Raw genomic sequence first — 15,644 nt, forward strand, 5'->3', positions numbered from 1 at the left:
GTGCGAAAAGAGTGACCGATGAACCGTCAACGACGGGTCAAAGCGGTCAATTCGTCGAGATTGAGTTCGAAGCTCACGCCTCGTTCCTCATGATTCGGCTGATACTGGGTGCTTTCCATCGCATGGCGGACGAACTCGCCGGCGATGTTCGCGGCCTCGGCCAGAGGACGGCCAGCCATCACCGCGCCGCACAGCGCCGACGCGAACGCGTCGCCGGTGCCGTGGGTCATGAACGGCAGCTTGGCATGCGCCAGCTCCTGTTTTCCGGCGACGCCCGTCGAAGCTGACGCCACATAGTTGCGAATCATGCCATCCCCTCGATCGATGCCCTTAAGCACCACGTTCTTCGCGCCGGCGGCAAGCAACGCCCCAAGAATCTCATCCACCTGCGCGTCGTCGATATCCTGGCCTGGATAGTCACGGCCCGTCAAAATGGATGCCTCGGTAAGATTCGGCATCAGCGCATCCGCGCCATCCACCAGCGTGCCCATCGCCCGACACAGCTCAGGAGTGTACGTGGCGTAGATTTCTCCGCCGTCGCCCATCACCGGATCCACCAACCGCAAGGCATGCGGATACTCCGCGTATAGGCGTTTGATGATTGCGACCTGGTCCGCGGAACCAAGAAAACCGGAATAGACGCCATCCAAATCGACGTTCTCCTGACGCCATGCGTCCAGATAGCCGTCCAGAATCTCGGTCGTATCGTGGAACGTGAATACCTCGTAGCGCGTGTGCGCGGAAAACAGCGCCGTCGGCACCGGACAAACGTCGCAGCCGGCCGCCGACAGAATCGGAATGGCCGCCGTCAGCGAACACTTGCCATAACCGCACATGTCATGCACCGCGGCGACGCGCGGAATATACCGCGGATCACGGTCGTACAGAATCTCATCGCTCATATCGGAACCTCTCTTGCGATTTGCCTGCCCATGACTTTAGCCGTTCCCCTGACCTGACGCGCATCCGTTCCTCACGGTGGGTCACCGGCATGCGGGACTTCGGCGTGTCGAATGGTTCCGAATGGTTTTTTCAACGGTTGGGGGAGTGGGGAAAGCCAATGATTCCAACGGTTTATAAGGGGATATAGGCAAGTGCGATAACGTTCGGCTTGCGTTGCGCTCGCCGGCCGGTTTATTGTCGCTACCAACACCTGGCCAAGCGCCCTACACGGCAGGGCGGGTGGCCAACCAAGACGAGAACAACGAACCCTTATCCAAGGAGAGCGCATCATGGCAAACAAGAACTATCGTTTCGAAACCCTGCAGCTGCACGTCGGCCAGGAGCAGGCCGACCCGGCCACCGACTCCCGCGCGGTGCCGATCTACCAGACCACCAGCTACGTCTTCCACAACTTCGACCACGCCGAGGCCCGCTTCGGACTGGCGGACCCGGGCAACATCTACGGACGTCTGACCAACTCCACCCAGGGCGTGTTCGAAGACCGCATCGCGGCCCTCGAAGGCGGCACCGCGGGCCTGGCCGTCGCGTCCGGCGCGGCCGCCGTGGAATACGCGGTGCGCAACATCACCCAGTCCGGCGACCACATCGTCGCAGCCAAGAACGTGTACGGCGGCACCTTCAACCTGCTGCGCCACACCCTGCCGCGCGACGGCATCACCACCACCTTCGTCTCCGCCGAGAACCCGCAGGAGTTCGAGGACGCCATCCAGGAGAACACCAAGCTCGTCTACTTCGAGACCTTCGGCAACCCGAACGCCGACCTGCCCGACTTCGAGGCCATCACCGCCATCGCCCACAAGCACCACCTGCCGGTGATCGTGGACAACACCTTCGCCTCCCCGTACCTGTTCCGCCCGCTGGAGCACGGCGCCGACGTCGTTGTGGAATCCGCCACCAAGTTCATCGGCGGCCACGGCACCACCCTCGGCGGCGTGATCGTGGAAGGCGGCAAGTTCAACTGGGCCGAAGTGCCGGGCAAGTTCCCGACCCTGACCGAGCCGGATCCGTCCTACCATGGCCTGAACTTCTATGAGGCCCTCGGCGGCGCCGCCTTCGTGACCCGCGTGCGCGCCATCCTGCTGCGCGACACCGGCGCCACCCTGTCCCCGTTCGCGGCCTTCCTGCTGCTGCAGGGCACCGAAACCCTGTCCCTGCGCGTCGAACGCCACGTCCAGAACGCGCTGAAGGTCATCGACTACCTGAAGACCGTGCCGGAGGTCGAGTCCATCTCCCACCCGTCCATCGAAGGCCGCAAGGACAACGACCTGTACAAGAAGTACTTCCCGAACGGCGGCGGTTCCATCTTCACCTTCGACATCAAGGGCGGCAAGGACGCGGCACGCGTGTTCATCGACAACCTGCACCTGTTCAGCCTGCTGGCCAATGTGGCCGACGCCAAGAGCCTCGTGATCCACCCGGCCTCCACCACGCACTCCCAGGAGACGTTGGAGGAGCTCGAGGACCAGGGCATCCACCAGGGCACCATCCGCCTGTCCATCGGACTGGAGAACATCGACGACATCATCGAGGACCTCGAAAGCGGCTTCAAGGCCTTGCGCGAATCCGGTCTGGCCAAGTGACTTTGGTCTGAAACAACTGTCGGGCGGTCCGCTGCACCATGAGAAGGGGGTGTTGCGGGCCGCCCGCTTTGCACTGCGCTTGTAACGCGGATGGGATAAAATTTTCGCTTGTTGCGATATGGTATGTCGCAATTTGATACATCGAAAGAAATTCCTTGCGATTTCTTTACAAATCGTAGGAAAAGCAAGATGATTTTGCTATTTTGGTAAAAAAGAGAGAAGAAGACTGTATTATGGCGCAGGACGTCAAGAACGATATCAAGAAAGCTATTCAGGTCAACACCATCCCGTTGATCGCCATCATGACCGCGGTCACCACCGTGCTGACCATGTTCGTGAAGATTCCGACCCCGACCCGTGGATACCTCAACCTGTCCGACACGATGATTTTCTTCAGCTCCTATGCGTTCGGCCCGTGGGTCGGCGGCATCGTCGGCGGTCTTGGACCGGCGTTGTCCGACCTCATCTCGGGATACCCGCAGTGGGCAATCTTCACCTTCATCATCGACGGTCTGCAGGCGGTGCTCGTGGGTCTGCTGGTCCGTGAATTCAAACCGGCCAACGTCGTCATCGGCTCTCTGGTGGCCGGCGTGTGGAAGGTGTTCGGCTACTTCATCGCCGGCGGCATCCTGTCCGGCTTCGGTCCGGCCCTAGGCGAAATCATCGGCAACTCATTCCAGATGGTTGTCGGCCTGATCGTTGGCTTCGCACTGTTCTCCGCAGTGCGCAAGGCTTATCCGCCGCTGGTGCGACTCGGCAACCTCAGCGTCAAGGCCGGCGAGTGATACATTATTGTCTTGCATAAATAAAGCCCGTGGGTTCACCGATGAACGGCGATTCCACGGGCTTTATTTATACATATTCGTTCATATAGTATCCGTAGTGGCTGTGTTCGCGGCCGGTGCAATGGGCTGATGTGCTGAAAGATATGGAGAAGAGCGCATGATCACGGTACGTGATTTGAGTTGGCAGTATGAGCCATTGGTGGATGGCGGCAAGCCGGTGGATAGCCTCAAGCATGTCAGCTTCGATATCAAATCAGGCTCGTTCGTGGGCGTCATCGGACCGACCGGCGCCGGCAAATCCACCCTGTGCATGGCTTTGGCCGGAATCATCCCGAATCTGGCGGACGGCACCATGACCGGACTGGTGGAAGTCAACGGCATGAACACCAGCCGTCATTCCGTATCGGCGTTGTCCGAACGTATCGGCTACGTGCAGCAGGATCCCGAAGCGCAGCTGTTCTGCGCGAGCGTTGAGGATGAGATCGCCTTTCCTTTGGAAAACCGCGGCATCGCACCGGACATCATCGACAAGCAGATCGACGTCATGCTCGATCTGGTCGGCATGACCGGCTACCGCAAGCGCGTGCCGGCCAGCCTGTCGGGCGGGCAGATGCAGCGTGTGGCCATCGCGGCGGCATTGGCGGCGGAACCCGACGTGCTCATCCTTGACGAACCGACTGCGGCGCTCGATCCGGAAGGCAAGCAGGAAGTCTTCGATGTGCTTGAACGCATCCGGCAGACCCGTTCCATGACGGTGATCATGGCGGAACAGGACACGGAGCATATCGCCTATTGGGCCGACCAAGTATTGTTCATGGTCAATGGGGAATTGGTGCGCAACGGCGACGCCAGCCTGTTCGTCCGTGAAAAAGGACTGCTGGAATCCTCCGGCGTGCAGGTCGCGGACGATCCGCTGCCGCAGGTCAAGGCCGTACAGCAGGGCAAAAAGCATAAGAAGGACAAAAAGAATCAGCCGGAACGGTCCAAGGACGTGGTCATCAGCCTGGACCATGTCTCCTACCAATATGAGCGCGGCGGCAATGCATCGAAAGCTCTGGACGACGTGACGTTCGACATCGAACGTGGCTCATTCATCGGACTCATCGGACGTAACGGCTCCGGCAAGACCACACTCGCCAAACATCTGAACGGACTGATCCGACCCACGCAGGGCACGGTGACGGTGGATGGGCTCGACGCCTCCAAACACAGCGTCGGCGAAATGGCGGCCCACGTCGGATTCGTCTTCCAGAATCCCGACCATCAGATCTTCTGCTCCACCACCAAGGAGGAAATCGCATTCGGTCCTACCGCGCTTGGACTGGACGGAGCCACCGTGTTCAAACGCGTCGACGAGATGCTGACGCTGTTCGACCTGCACCGTTATGAAGACGTCTCGCCGGCCACGCTCGGCTACGGCGAACGCCGTGCGGTGGCGCTGTCATCCGTGCTTGCAATGCGCACGCCGATCCTCGTGCTCGACGAGCCTACGGCCGGTCTCGACCACCGTCTCGCAGCACGCTTCCTCGGCACCATCGAGAAACTCAACCAGCGCGGCGTCACCATCGTCATGATCAGCCACGACATGCGCGCGGTATACCGGTACTGCACGCATGTGCTGGAATTGGAGGACGGAAAAGTCGTGCAGTATGGGCCGATCGACAGGTCCGAAGCGGCGCAGAAGCAATCTCGGACCATCCGCAAACCGCGTAAATCCAATGGGCCCGTTTCGGCGACGCATGTGCTGCTGAAAGTCACCAAGCATGAGGAAGGACGACACTGATGGACGCCGATTTGTATGTACCGGGCGACGGCTGGCTGCATCGCGCCGACCCCCGTGTGAAATTCCTCATCACCGTGGTCATGTTGGTGTTGTGCCTGGTATGGCGCAACTGGGCGTTCATACTTGACGTTCTGATCATCGAACATCTCATGCTCATCACCGACGGCGTGCCGCTGAAACGCATCGGCTGGGTGTGGAAGATCCTCGCCGTGATCATCGTGTTCATCGTGGTGCTCTGGCCGATTTTCGACCCATCCGGCACGCACGTGCTGTGGCAGTGGGGATGGCTGAAACTCACGCGAGAGAACCTCGTCATGGCCGCGGTGATGGGATTGCGCATTCCGGCGCTCGGATTCGCGTGCTTCCTCACGTTGTTCACCACCAGCCAGACCAAGCTGATCCGAGGGCTCACCTCCCTGGGCATGCCGTACAAGGCCGGACTCACGCTCGCCACCGCGCTGCGCTACATTCCGGTGTTCTTCTCCATCTTCCAATCCGTATCGGCCGCGCAACGGGCCCGCGGACTCGACTTGAACGGCAAGAAAGACGCCACCGGCAAGAAACGCAACGTATTCGTACGCTTGGTGGACCGGTTCAAATCGTATCTGCCCATCATCATCGCGGTGCTGATCCGCGCCTACAAAATGAGCCAAAGCGTCGGCTGGGCTATGGAATCGCGCGGGCTCAACCTCCAAGGCGTGAGACGCACCTACCGCATACAGCTGAAGATGAGACTCTCCGATTGGATCATCCTTGCGGTCACTGCCGCCGCGACGACAGGCAGCATCTGGCTGATGCTGTGGCAGTTCTGAGGTAGGCCAATGTTCCAGAACGAACAACGCATCACCATCACCGCACGCGACCTGAAAGTGGTCTCGGCCCTGCAATGCGACGGCCGCATGACCATGCAGGCGCTTGCCGACAAGGTCGGCATTTCCGTATACGCGGCTACGGAAAGCTACCGCAGGCTTACGGAATCCAACATCATGAGCATCGTGCCGGTATGCAATCCGTTGAACCTAGGCAACTACAGCCAGGTGCTGGTGGGCCTGCGCATCAACGGCAACCTCGACAAGGCGCTTGCCATGCTCAAATCCATGCCGCAGGTCACGTATGTGGTCTGCGCGTTGGGCGATGCCGACATCATCGCCGAAGCCGTCGTGTATTCCGCCGAAGGCATGGACCATTTCCTTAAGCATGATCTGCGCGCATTGCCGGGATTGACACGTCTGCAGGTGTTCTCCTGCGGACGGCTGGTACTTGACGACCACAACGTCAGCGTGGTCAACCGGCTCCTGGCCGCGCATGGCGAGACCGGTTTCCTGACCAAACGTGAGGCGAGCGTTGGCACTGGCATTCCCGCACACCGTCTGGATATGCGCTTCGTGCGTACGTTCAACGAGTTGCAGCATGACGGCAGAGCCAGCTATGCGACGTTGGGGGAGCGGCTTGGCGTGACGCATACCGCGATTCGTGGGCGCATCAAGAAGCTGGAGGAATCCGGCGTGATGCGCATCATGGCCACCGTCAGCCCCATGCGTTTGGGTGGATTCCGTCAAGCGTTCCTCGGCCTCGGTGTGAAACCGCCTTATCGGCTCGACACCGAACAGCTGCTGGCGATCGATGAGGTGACGTATGCGATGAGCGGCGTCGGATTGAACGGCGCCGATTACCTGATCGAGGTCATCGCCGACACCGACGAGGACCTATGGCGCGTGGTGGACGAGTCTATTCGACCATTGCCAGGCGTGGAGCAGGCCTGGTGGGCTTCCACCGTCAGCGTGGAAAAAGAGTCGTACTGGCTCGAACCTCCGCAGGATGGTGTGCTCCTCGACGATTGATGAATCAATGGCATGGGGCGTCTCATTTTTGCTCATTCTCAAGGATGAGATGATAATTCAGACCAACGCATGATATTCGAATCAGCTGTTTTTCCGTAATTTTGGAGGTAATCCAAAGAAAGGAATGACAGCATGGATATCAGGGACACCATCAAAGCTACCAATACGGCCATTGCAGCAGTGGATCTTGTGAAGGACTACGGTTCCGGAAATAACACGGTGCATGCGTTGCGTGGCGTCAACGTCGCTTTCGAAAAAGGAAAATTCACGGCGATTATGGGACCGTCCGGTTCTGGCAAATCCACGCTGATGCACACTCTGGCCGGCCTTGACTCGGCCACCAGCGGCCACATCATGTTCGATGGCAAGGACCTGACCCGTATGAACGATGACCAGCTGACATTGCTGCGCCGTCACCAGATCGGCTTCATCTTCCAAAGCTTCAACCTGCTGCCGATGTTCACCGCCGAACAGAACATCGTCATGCCGCTTACCCTTGCCGGCGAGAAGCCGGACCGCCAGTGGCTCAACCTGCTGGTCGAAACGCTTGGACTGAAGGAGCGTCTGAACCATCGTCCGAACGAACTGTCCGGTGGCCAGCAGCAGCGCGTCGCCATCGCACGCGCGCTCATCACCAAGCCGCAGCTCGTGTTCGCCGACGAACCGACCGGCAACCTCGACTCCGTGTCCAGCGCGGAAGTATTGAGCTTCCTCAAACGCTCCGTGAACGAACTCGGCCAGACCATCATCATGGTCACCCACGATGCCGTCGCAGCCTCCTACGCGGACCGCGCCATCGTGTTCGCCGACGGGCAGATTGTGGCCGACGTCGACCAGCCAAGCGCCGAGCAGATGAACGATCTGCTGATGAAGGAGCGCGAATCGGCCACGCAGACCATATACCCCGCCCGCCACGCCGGCTGACGCATTTCGTAAAACCCGCTTTCGCAAAATGTACTTGAAGAAGGAAACCGAACTCCCATGTGGTCCATCACTTTGAAACTCATGCGTAAAACCAAGCGCATGCTCATCCCCGCCGGCATCGCCATCCTGATCGGCACGGCGTTCATCGCCAGCACCTTCCTGTTCGGCAACGCCATGGGCGATTCGCTCGCCCGACAGATGACCGCCATGTTCGGTGGCGCCAACTATGCCGCCACCGCGAACGTCGATGGCCTCAGCGATAAGGAAATCGACAAAGCGTATTCCGTCACCGTCGGCGATTTCCACGTCGACCAGCTGAAAGCCGTGGAAGGTGTGAAAGCCGTGCGCGTCGCGTCGGAAAGCGCCGTCACCGTCTCCAGCGACGACGACAACGTCAGCGGCGAACTGATCACCGGCGCATCCGACGCGTCGATGCTGCCGGTGCGCATATCGCAAGGCAGCCAGCCCAAGGATGCCAACGAAATCGCGTTGCCTGAGCAGACGGCGAAAACGTTGGGCGTGAACGTCGGCGACACGGTGACGCTGACGTCCCGATACGCCACGACCGAAACCGGCGGTAAAACCAAAGCGAACGACGTGCGCGTGGTGGGCCTGACCGCCGATCCGGAAGGCGCGTACTCGTTCTACGGCGGCGCGATCGTCGGCTCGGACAATCTCATCGCACTGATGCAAGGCGCGGACGATTTCAACGCGGTCAACGCCACCGCCGTCTACTTCGATTTCGCCATGGACGGCAACACCGTCGCCGCGAAAACCCTCAACGACGCACAGAAACTGCTGCCCGCGCACTACGAATTGAGCTCGCGCCAGAATGTCAGCGACGAGGCCGTCAAATCGTTGGGCGGCAACGGCACCAACGTCGTCACCATATTTCTTATGTGCTTCGGCATCCTCGCCATGTTCGTCGCCGCGCTCGTGATCGCCAACACCTTCCAGGTGCTTGTCGCGCAACGCCGACGCACGCTCGCCCTGCTGCGCACCATCGGCGCGAAGAAGGGACAACTGTACCGTTCCGTCCTGTTCGAAGCCTGTGCGCTCGGCCTGATCTCGTCCGTGCTTGGCGTGGCGTTCGGCAGCCTCATCATGTGGGGCATGTGCGCCGGCAACGTCATACGGCAGGGCATGCGGCTCATCTTCTCCTGGCAGGTGTTCGTCGTGCCGATCATCTTCGGCATCATCATGACCATGCTCGCAGCCCTCGGCTCCGCACGTTCCGCCACCTCGGTGACCCCGCTGGAGGCCCTGCGCCCGATCGAACTGACTGACACCAAGCGCGCCGGCATCGTACGCGCCGTTCTCGGCATTCTGATGGTCGTCGCAGGCATTGCGATGGCGGTGTTCTCAGTCTGGCGCATTCAATCCACCAACGGCGGACAGACGGCTCAAGCCAACGAATTCACAATGGCGGTGCTGATCGCCATTGCCGGCGCCGCGCTCATATTCCTCGGCATGGTGCTCACCGCCGTCTTCTGGCTGCCCGCACTGATGAAAGGCGCCGGAACGTTGGTGTCGCTTGCCGGGCCGTCCGCGAAAATCGCGCACGGCAACATACAGAAGAATCCGCGACGCATCGCAGCTACAGGCGCGGCCCTGCTCATCGGCGTGACCTTGGTCTCCACCATCGCCACCGGAGCGGCCAGCGTCAAACAAACCATGAACAACACGCTCGCCACCCGCTACAGCGTCGACGTCGTCGCCTCCGGCGAAGACCTGACCCAAGGAATGGCGGACAAGGTCGCCGGCATCAAAGGTGTGACCGACACTGTGTACGCGCCGGCCGCATCCGTGACATTGAATGGTACGGACGCTGCCAAACCGACCACCGTGCTGCTCATCGGTGTGAAGAACATCGACCAGGTCAAGCATGTGATGCGCGTCGACCTCGGCGACACCAGCCTCAGCGCGGACGACGTGCTCATGCCCTCATACAATGCGCAGACCGGCAAGAAACTCGCCTTCGCCAACGGCAAAGCCGAGTTCGACACCACCAGGAATAAGAACGGCGACATGACGCGTCCGCTGACCTTGCATGTCACGCAACGCGACTATCGGCGCATTTTCGACAGTTACGGCGCCGTCGGATTCGTCGACGAACGGCACTTCGCCAACGGCGACCTCGACACCACAACGCACATGCTGCTGGTGAAAGCCGACACCGACCAATCCGGAACGTCCGTGAACGACCTGTACGACGGCATCCAGTCGGCATTGTCGAAGAGCGCGGACGCGGCGGTGTCCGGTCCGATCGCCGAACGTGTCACCTGGGCGCAGATGATCGACTCCATGATGATGCTCATGGTGGGGCTGATCGCCGTGGCGGTGCTGGTCGCCTTGATCGGCGTGGCGAACACGCTGTCCCTGTCGGTGATCGAACGCACCCGCGAATCGGCCACCCTGCGCGCCATCGGCATGACCCGCGGCCAGCTCAGGGCATCGCTCGCCATCGAAGCGCTGCTCATCTCGCTCGTCTCCGGCATCGCCGGCATCCTGCTCGGCACATTGTTCGGCTGGCTGGGCGCATACGTGGTGTTCAGCCTGTACGGCACCGTGGTGTTCCCCTTCGAATGGGGCGTCAACGGCATCGTGCTCGCCGTGGCCGCCGTGGCTGCGTTGCTCGCCAGCATCGCACCTGCCCGCAGAGCGGTCAAAGTACCGCCTGTTGAGGCGCTCGCAGAAGCTTAGGCGATAAACGGAATGCTCCTTCGAAAGAAGGAGCATTTTTGTTGCCGAATACGTTTTATGAAGATTTTATACGAGATGGTTTTCGTAGGCGAACACGACGGCTTGGACGCGGTCGCGCGCATTGATTTTCGACAGGATATGCGCGACATGCGTTTTCACGGTAGGCAGGCTGATGAACAGCTTGTCCGCGATCTCCTGATTCGACAGGCCATGCGCGATTTCGATGAGCACCTCGCGCTCGCGGTCGGTCAGTTCGTCCAATTCCGGATCGGTGTACATAGTTGCCGTCGAAGCGGAAGCGGACGTTGCGGAAACGGGCGCTGCGGCGGCCGTTCCTGCGAAATCGCCATCCATCATCTTCTCTATAAGCCGTTTCGTGGCGGATGGCGCGATGATCGCGTTGCCTTGGTACACGGTGCGAATCGAATTGAGCAGCGTCTCCGGTTCCGTGTCCTTCAGCAGGAAGCCGGACGCGCCGGCGTTGATCGCGGCCATCACGTATTCGTCCAAATCGAATGTCGTCAGAATGATCACACGGGTATGCGCATCGTCAAGCGCGCTGCCATCGGGTGCGAAACGATGCTGCAACGCGCTGATCCGACGTGTCGCCTCAATGCCGTCCATACCGGGCATACGCACATCCATCAGCACCACGTCGGGATGCAGCGTCTCCGCCAAAGCCACCGCTTCCGCGCCATCGCGCGCCTGGCCGACAACCGCCATATCCGGTTGCGAGCCGATCACCATCGCGAAACCGGCACGTACCAATTCCTGATCATCGGCGATGACCACACGAATCTTCTGTTCTTCACTCATACTCTCCACCTTATCGGCATCGTTCCGCTCACAGCGCGAAACAACCCCTTAAATCTCCCTGAAAAACTTGAACCGGCTATCGAGACGCGCGCTGCAGCTGCTCCTCCAGCGGTGCTGCGGGCCTCAACTGCAGTTCGCTCGCGCTACCGGCATGAGCGTCATCGCTGAAACCAGTCTCACGAAGCACTCCGAGCAGTTCGCGCATACGCTTAAGCGCGGCGCGCCCCTGTTCTCCGATGGCTTTGAACGCTGCGGAAATCTCGTCGGCAGTAGGCTCTTTGCCTTGTGCTTCGGCAGCGTCCAACATGCGGATACCATCGACGGCTTGACTAATCACGCTGTTCAGCGTGGCGGTGACTTCAGCCTGAATGCTGGCACTGATACGGTCGCGTTCCATATTCGCCGCGAGAATACGCTGCTTCTCCTGCTCGGCCACCAGCGCTTCCTCTCGCGCCTGCAACACCAGTGCGTTTGAATCACTGGAGCGAGTCCAACGCGCCCATGCCATAATGCCGGCGCACAGTATCAACACCGCAACCGTATACATAACGCCGGTAAAAAACGCCGCAGTACTGCTTGACGTGGCTGAAACCGGTTTTGTCAAGCCCACGGAAGCGGCGATAGCGTCGAACAAGGTAGCATATCCATGTTGGTCGGCTGCGATTTTCAAGCCCATCAGAGCTGAACAGGTGACAGCGGCAAGACCGGTCCAACGCCATGCGTGTTCACGCCCATACAATACGGCTGAATACAGTGCGCACAGCGACGCTACGATGTGCCCGACCTCAATCGATCCCAAAAACACCAATTGCACAACCGACAATACGAACACAATAAGCGCGCAAGTCTCGGGGAACCTGCGTCGAAGAGCCAGCGCCAGCAAGCAGCATGCGGCGATCGCATTTGAGAGCTGCGCATGAGGTGAACTATCAAAAAAGAACGTAACCGACATGCGATTCAGCAGCATGACCAATGCCACGGCACCAACGGAATCCATGAGCGCATAATGGTGCTGCGTCCACGCGGAAACGCGTTCCACCCAATTCAGCCCTCGCGAATTGGATGTATTTGCAAGTTCTACGGATTTCAGTTTCAACGATTTGAGCAAATCATGCAGATTGGGTGCGGTGATGCGCAAATGTTGCAGGGCATTCGAACGATGATCGCGACCGGTCGGTTGGTTGGTTTCCTGCGTCTGCTCCGATGGCTGATCTGGGATTCGCGCCGATATGTTGACGACTGTGTGAGGTGCGATTGCTTCGTCGGATAGTTTCGCTTTGCTGGATATGGCAGTTGTGTTGCAAGATTCGGACTGTTCCGAGGCATACTGTTCGCCGGTTTCTTCTGTCACCTGTTCTTTACCGCCGTAAGGCAGGGTGGCCATGACTTCGAAGCCTCCGCCGAGTTGAGGGCCAGCCTGCAACGAGCCTCCGGCCGATTCGATGCGTTCTTTCATGCCCAGCAGGCCGTAACCTGGCGTATGCCCGTCGATATTGGCCGCCGCGCCATGACCATTGTCGGTGATGGTCAAAGTGAGCAAACCGTTGTTCCATGACTCTTTAATATGTACATCGACGTGCGGCCCCGCATACTTGCGGATATTCGTCAGCGCCTCCTGCACTACATGGTAGGAAGCTATCGAGGCTTGTTCGCCGAGTTGTTCTGGGCTGGCGGTGCCGGTGATATTCCGTCGGATTCGAATGTCGGGGGAGACGTTTTGCGCTTGTTCCACAAGATTGCCGATATCGTTATAATCGGCGTGCGGTGAACCCCCGAATACTCCCAGAAGACGTTGCATGTCATGCAGTGCGCGTTCCGATTCGTGTCGAATCGTCTCCATGGTGTTTCTGGCCACCGCGGGATCATGCGTGCCTGCATAGCGACCGCCATCAGACTGCACGATGATGATTGACAGGGTGTGCGCCACCACATCGTGCATGTCACGTGCGATGCGTGCGCGTTCCGCTAACGCGGCGATATCGCGTTCATTCTGGTCTCGCGCGGCGATTGCCTCATTGCGTTCCCGCATCATGCAAACGGTTGCCAGACGGGCACGCTGCCAGAACGCTACAATGACGGTGGAAATAATGCATACTTCGAAAATCGGCGTCAGTACCAGCATGTATTGCGCCATCATGTCGGCGACTTCCGACATGGATGTTCCTGTGTAGATGGAACCGAGAGTGTCTTTCGTGACCATAACGCCATTTGGATTTGGGTCATTCCAGCTGCTCCATGTATGCACTTTGCCTCCGGTGAGCAATGGTCCATTGGTCATGGTCCATGCCACCAGCGCCGAAGCCAGAAGACCGATGATCAACGCCAGAATAATGAAGGCTTTCGTGTTTTTGGGATTGCCGTAGATGATCACCGAATACAGCATGAACAATGCCAGAATATCGGCGCCCAACAGGCAAGGGCCGAATATGAGATGCGCCAAGGTCAATGCCACGCAGAGCAACGCTCCGGTCTGCGGCCGCCATCGACGGATCAGCAGTGGAATAAGCATTGCCGCTTCCCATGCCATCTGCGTGGAAGGCTTAAGGTCAAACAGCAATCCCGGATTATAGGTGATGCCGCCGGTCACGCCGAACAGCAGAACACCTATAACAAGCGTGATGATGAGATCGCCGGCGAAAACATGGCCATGCATCCATGACAAGAGACGCTGTTTGAAATTCGACATACGTTCCACCCTAGCGCCAGATATGCTGTGACGCCATCATGCGCAGGAATGAAATAGCGGTAAGATAAAGCCGCTTTTGTGAGGTAAGGTTGTCTCCGCATGTGGGTGAGATGGAAGCCATCAAAAAGTCACTACCCGAATTGAACATGCCGATGATGCCAAAGGGAAGGTGAATGCATGACGTTGCTGAGCGAATACTACGTGCCCGGATTGCATATTGAGGATCGTTCCATCAAGGTGCCGTTGGATTGGACGGGCCACGAGCCTGGTCATGGGTTCGATGGCGAATCGATCAGCCTGTTCTACCGTGTGGTCACCGCTCCCGAACATGTGCATGATGATCTTCCGCTGCTCGTGTTCCTGCAGGGTGGTCCCGGTGGTTCCGGTCCGCGTCCGCTCGGTCCAAGTTCCGATGGTTGGATTGAGGAGGCCATCAAGCATTTCCGCGTGGTGTTGCCGGATCAACGTGGTACGGGGCGTTCGTCCCGCGTCGATACGCATGTGATTGAGGGCATGGACGGCGACGGCAAGGCCGGTGCCGCGTTTTTGAAGCGCTTCCTCGCCGATTCGATCGTTCGTGACTTCGAGCATCTGCGTCGTACCGAATTCGGGAGCGCACGTTGGGTCACGCTTGGTCAAAGCTATGGCGGATTCCTGACGCTGACGTATCTTTCGCTGTTCCCGCAAGGAGTCATCGCCAGTTTCACCACGGGCGGCATTCCGCATGTTCCCGCCGATGCGACCGACGTGTACCGTCATACGTTCCCGCGCATGGCGGCAAAGACGAAGCAGTTCTACGAGCGTTACCCGATCGATATCGAACGCGCCGCGGCCGTCGCCGACATTCTGCAGTCGCGCAAGGTCGCATTGCCGAACGGCGATCCGCTCACGGTGGAACGCTTCCAATGCTTGGGATCCGATTTCGGCATGAAGCCAAGTTTCGAACGCGTGCATTGGATTCTTGACCAGGCATTCCTCGACGGCGACGGTTCGGCCTCAACCTCGGCGGAACTGTCTGACGAATTCCTGTCTTCCGTGATGAATGCGACCTCGTCTCGCCCGCTGTATTGGCCGTTGCAGGAGTTCATCTACGCCAACGGTGAGCTGGAAACGCCGATTTGCTGGGCCGCCCAGCGCGTGCGCTGCGAGCATCCGGAATTCGCGGGTGACATTCGTCCGCTTAATTTCACCGGCGAGGCCATGTTCCCGTGGATGTTCGAGCAGGAACGTGCGTTGCGTCCGTTCAAACCAGCCATGGACGTGCTTATGGAAGACACGCATTTCGGCACGATCTACGATGCCGACCAGTTGGCGCGCAATGAGGTTCCGCTGCAGGCTGCCGTCTATTTCGACGACATGTACGTAGATTCTGGATTGCAGCTCGACACGCTGTCCCGCGTCGGTCGTTCACATTATTGGACCACCAACGAATTCGAGCATGACGGCGTGCATGGTTCCGTGGTCTTCAAACGCCTGTTCAACGAAGCACTGAACAGGGGAGATCTGGAAGAACTGTTCTGACACAGACAATCCATCCATATATCGATATCAAATAGGAACCGG

General features: G+C 59.1%; 11 protein-coding genes. 8 read left to right on the plus strand and 3 right to left on the minus strand.

Annotated elements, in window-relative coordinates:
* Positions 1-26: 26 nt before the first annotated feature.
* Positions 27-902 (minus strand): PfkB family carbohydrate kinase, encoded by an 876-nt coding sequence (locus BAD_RS03180; RefSeq protein WP_003808760.1) that lies wholly within the window; start codon positions 900-902, stop codon positions 27-29.
* A 330-nt stretch (positions 903-1,232) separates the two neighbouring features.
* On the opposite strand from BAD_RS03180, the gene BAD_RS03185 reads away from it, so the two are divergent.
* From BAD_RS03185 to BAD_RS03215, 7 genes are all read left to right on the plus strand, one after another.
* The gene (locus BAD_RS03185) at positions 1,233-2,543 is read left to right on the plus strand and encodes an O-acetylhomoserine aminocarboxypropyltransferase/cysteine synthase family protein (RefSeq protein ID WP_003808765.1); all 1,311 of its coding nucleotides are present in this window, start codon (positions 1,233-1,235) and stop codon (positions 2,541-2,543) included.
* A 233-nt stretch (positions 2,544-2,776) separates the two neighbouring features.
* Entirely contained in the window at positions 2,777-3,328 is a 552-nt protein-coding gene (locus BAD_RS03190; RefSeq protein WP_041777277.1) for an ECF transporter S component, read from the plus strand.
* A 157-nt stretch (positions 3,329-3,485) separates the two neighbouring features.
* Positions 3,486-5,111 (plus strand): ABC transporter ATP-binding protein, encoded by a 1,626-nt coding sequence (locus BAD_RS03195; protein ID WP_011743034.1) that lies wholly within the window; start codon positions 3,486-3,488, stop codon positions 5,109-5,111.
* A complete protein-coding gene (locus tag BAD_RS03200; protein ID WP_011743035.1) occupies positions 5,111-5,923 on the plus strand; it encodes an energy-coupling factor transporter transmembrane component T family protein in 813 nt (270 codons plus the stop codon). The genes BAD_RS03195 and BAD_RS03200 overlap by 1 nt, the downstream gene beginning before the upstream one ends.
* Before the next feature lie 9 nt (positions 5,924-5,932).
* Positions 5,933-6,952, plus strand: a complete 1,020-nt coding sequence (locus BAD_RS03205) for an Lrp/AsnC family transcriptional regulator (protein WP_011743036.1) — start codon at positions 5,933-5,935, stop codon at positions 6,950-6,952.
* A 132-nt stretch (positions 6,953-7,084) separates the two neighbouring features.
* Positions 7,085-7,876: an ABC transporter ATP-binding protein gene (locus BAD_RS03210; RefSeq protein WP_011743037.1), complete on the plus strand. Its 792-nt coding sequence runs from the start codon at positions 7,085-7,087 to the stop codon at positions 7,874-7,876.
* A 57-nt stretch (positions 7,877-7,933) separates the two neighbouring features.
* Positions 7,934-10,579: an ABC transporter permease gene (locus tag BAD_RS03215; protein WP_011743038.1), complete on the plus strand. Its 2,646-nt coding sequence runs from the start codon at positions 7,934-7,936 to the stop codon at positions 10,577-10,579.
* A gap of 66 nt (positions 10,580-10,645) precedes the next feature.
* Here the strand turns inward: BAD_RS03215 and BAD_RS03220 are convergent, their stop codons facing one another.
* Together BAD_RS03220 and BAD_RS03225 are read right to left on the minus strand one after the other, a co-directional pair.
* On the minus strand, positions 10,646-11,395 hold the full coding sequence (locus BAD_RS03220) for a response regulator (RefSeq protein WP_011743039.1): 750 nt from the start codon (positions 11,393-11,395) through the stop codon (positions 10,646-10,648).
* A 76-nt stretch (positions 11,396-11,471) separates the two neighbouring features.
* Positions 11,472-14,081 (minus strand): sensor histidine kinase, encoded by a 2,610-nt coding sequence (locus BAD_RS03225; RefSeq protein ID WP_011743040.1) that lies wholly within the window; start codon positions 14,079-14,081, stop codon positions 11,472-11,474.
* A 177-nt stretch (positions 14,082-14,258) separates the two neighbouring features.
* Between BAD_RS03225 and BAD_RS03230 the strand changes: the two genes are divergently transcribed.
* The gene (locus tag BAD_RS03230) at positions 14,259-15,602 is read left to right on the plus strand and encodes an alpha/beta fold hydrolase (protein WP_011743041.1); all 1,344 of its coding nucleotides are present in this window, start codon (positions 14,259-14,261) and stop codon (positions 15,600-15,602) included.
* Positions 15,603-15,644 lie beyond the last annotated feature (42 nt).

The organism is Bifidobacterium adolescentis ATCC 15703, assembly GCF_000010425.1.
GTDB classification, from domain to species: domain Bacteria; phylum Actinomycetota; class Actinomycetes; order Actinomycetales; family Bifidobacteriaceae; genus Bifidobacterium; species Bifidobacterium adolescentis.

Excerpts from the sequence above, each read along its gene's own strand:
- BAD_RS03180 (WP_003808760.1), bottom strand. The coding sequence starts at position 902 with ATGAGCGATGAGATTCTGTACGACCGTGATCCGCGGTATATTCCGCGC.
- BAD_RS03185 (WP_003808765.1), top strand. The coding sequence starts at position 1,233 with ATGGCAAACAAGAACTATCGTTTCGAAACCCTGCAGCTGCACGTCGGC.
- BAD_RS03190 (WP_041777277.1), top strand. The coding sequence starts at position 2,777 with ATGGCGCAGGACGTCAAGAACGATATCAAGAAAGCTATTCAGGTCAAC.
- BAD_RS03195 (WP_011743034.1), top strand. The coding sequence starts at position 3,486 with ATGATCACGGTACGTGATTTGAGTTGGCAGTATGAGCCATTGGTGGAT.
- BAD_RS03200 (WP_011743035.1), top strand. The coding sequence starts at position 5,111 with ATGGACGCCGATTTGTATGTACCGGGCGACGGCTGGCTGCATCGCGCC.
- BAD_RS03205 (WP_011743036.1), top strand. The coding sequence starts at position 5,933 with ATGTTCCAGAACGAACAACGCATCACCATCACCGCACGCGACCTGAAA.
- BAD_RS03210 (WP_011743037.1), top strand. The coding sequence starts at position 7,085 with ATGGATATCAGGGACACCATCAAAGCTACCAATACGGCCATTGCAGCA.
- BAD_RS03215 (WP_011743038.1), top strand. The coding sequence starts at position 7,934 with ATGTGGTCCATCACTTTGAAACTCATGCGTAAAACCAAGCGCATGCTC.
- BAD_RS03220 (WP_011743039.1), bottom strand. The coding sequence starts at position 11,395 with ATGAGTGAAGAACAGAAGATTCGTGTGGTCATCGCCGATGATCAGGAA.
- BAD_RS03225 (WP_011743040.1), bottom strand. The coding sequence starts at position 14,081 with ATGTCGAATTTCAAACAGCGTCTCTTGTCATGGATGCATGGCCATGTT.
- BAD_RS03230 (WP_011743041.1), top strand. The coding sequence starts at position 14,259 with ATGACGTTGCTGAGCGAATACTACGTGCCCGGATTGCATATTGAGGAT.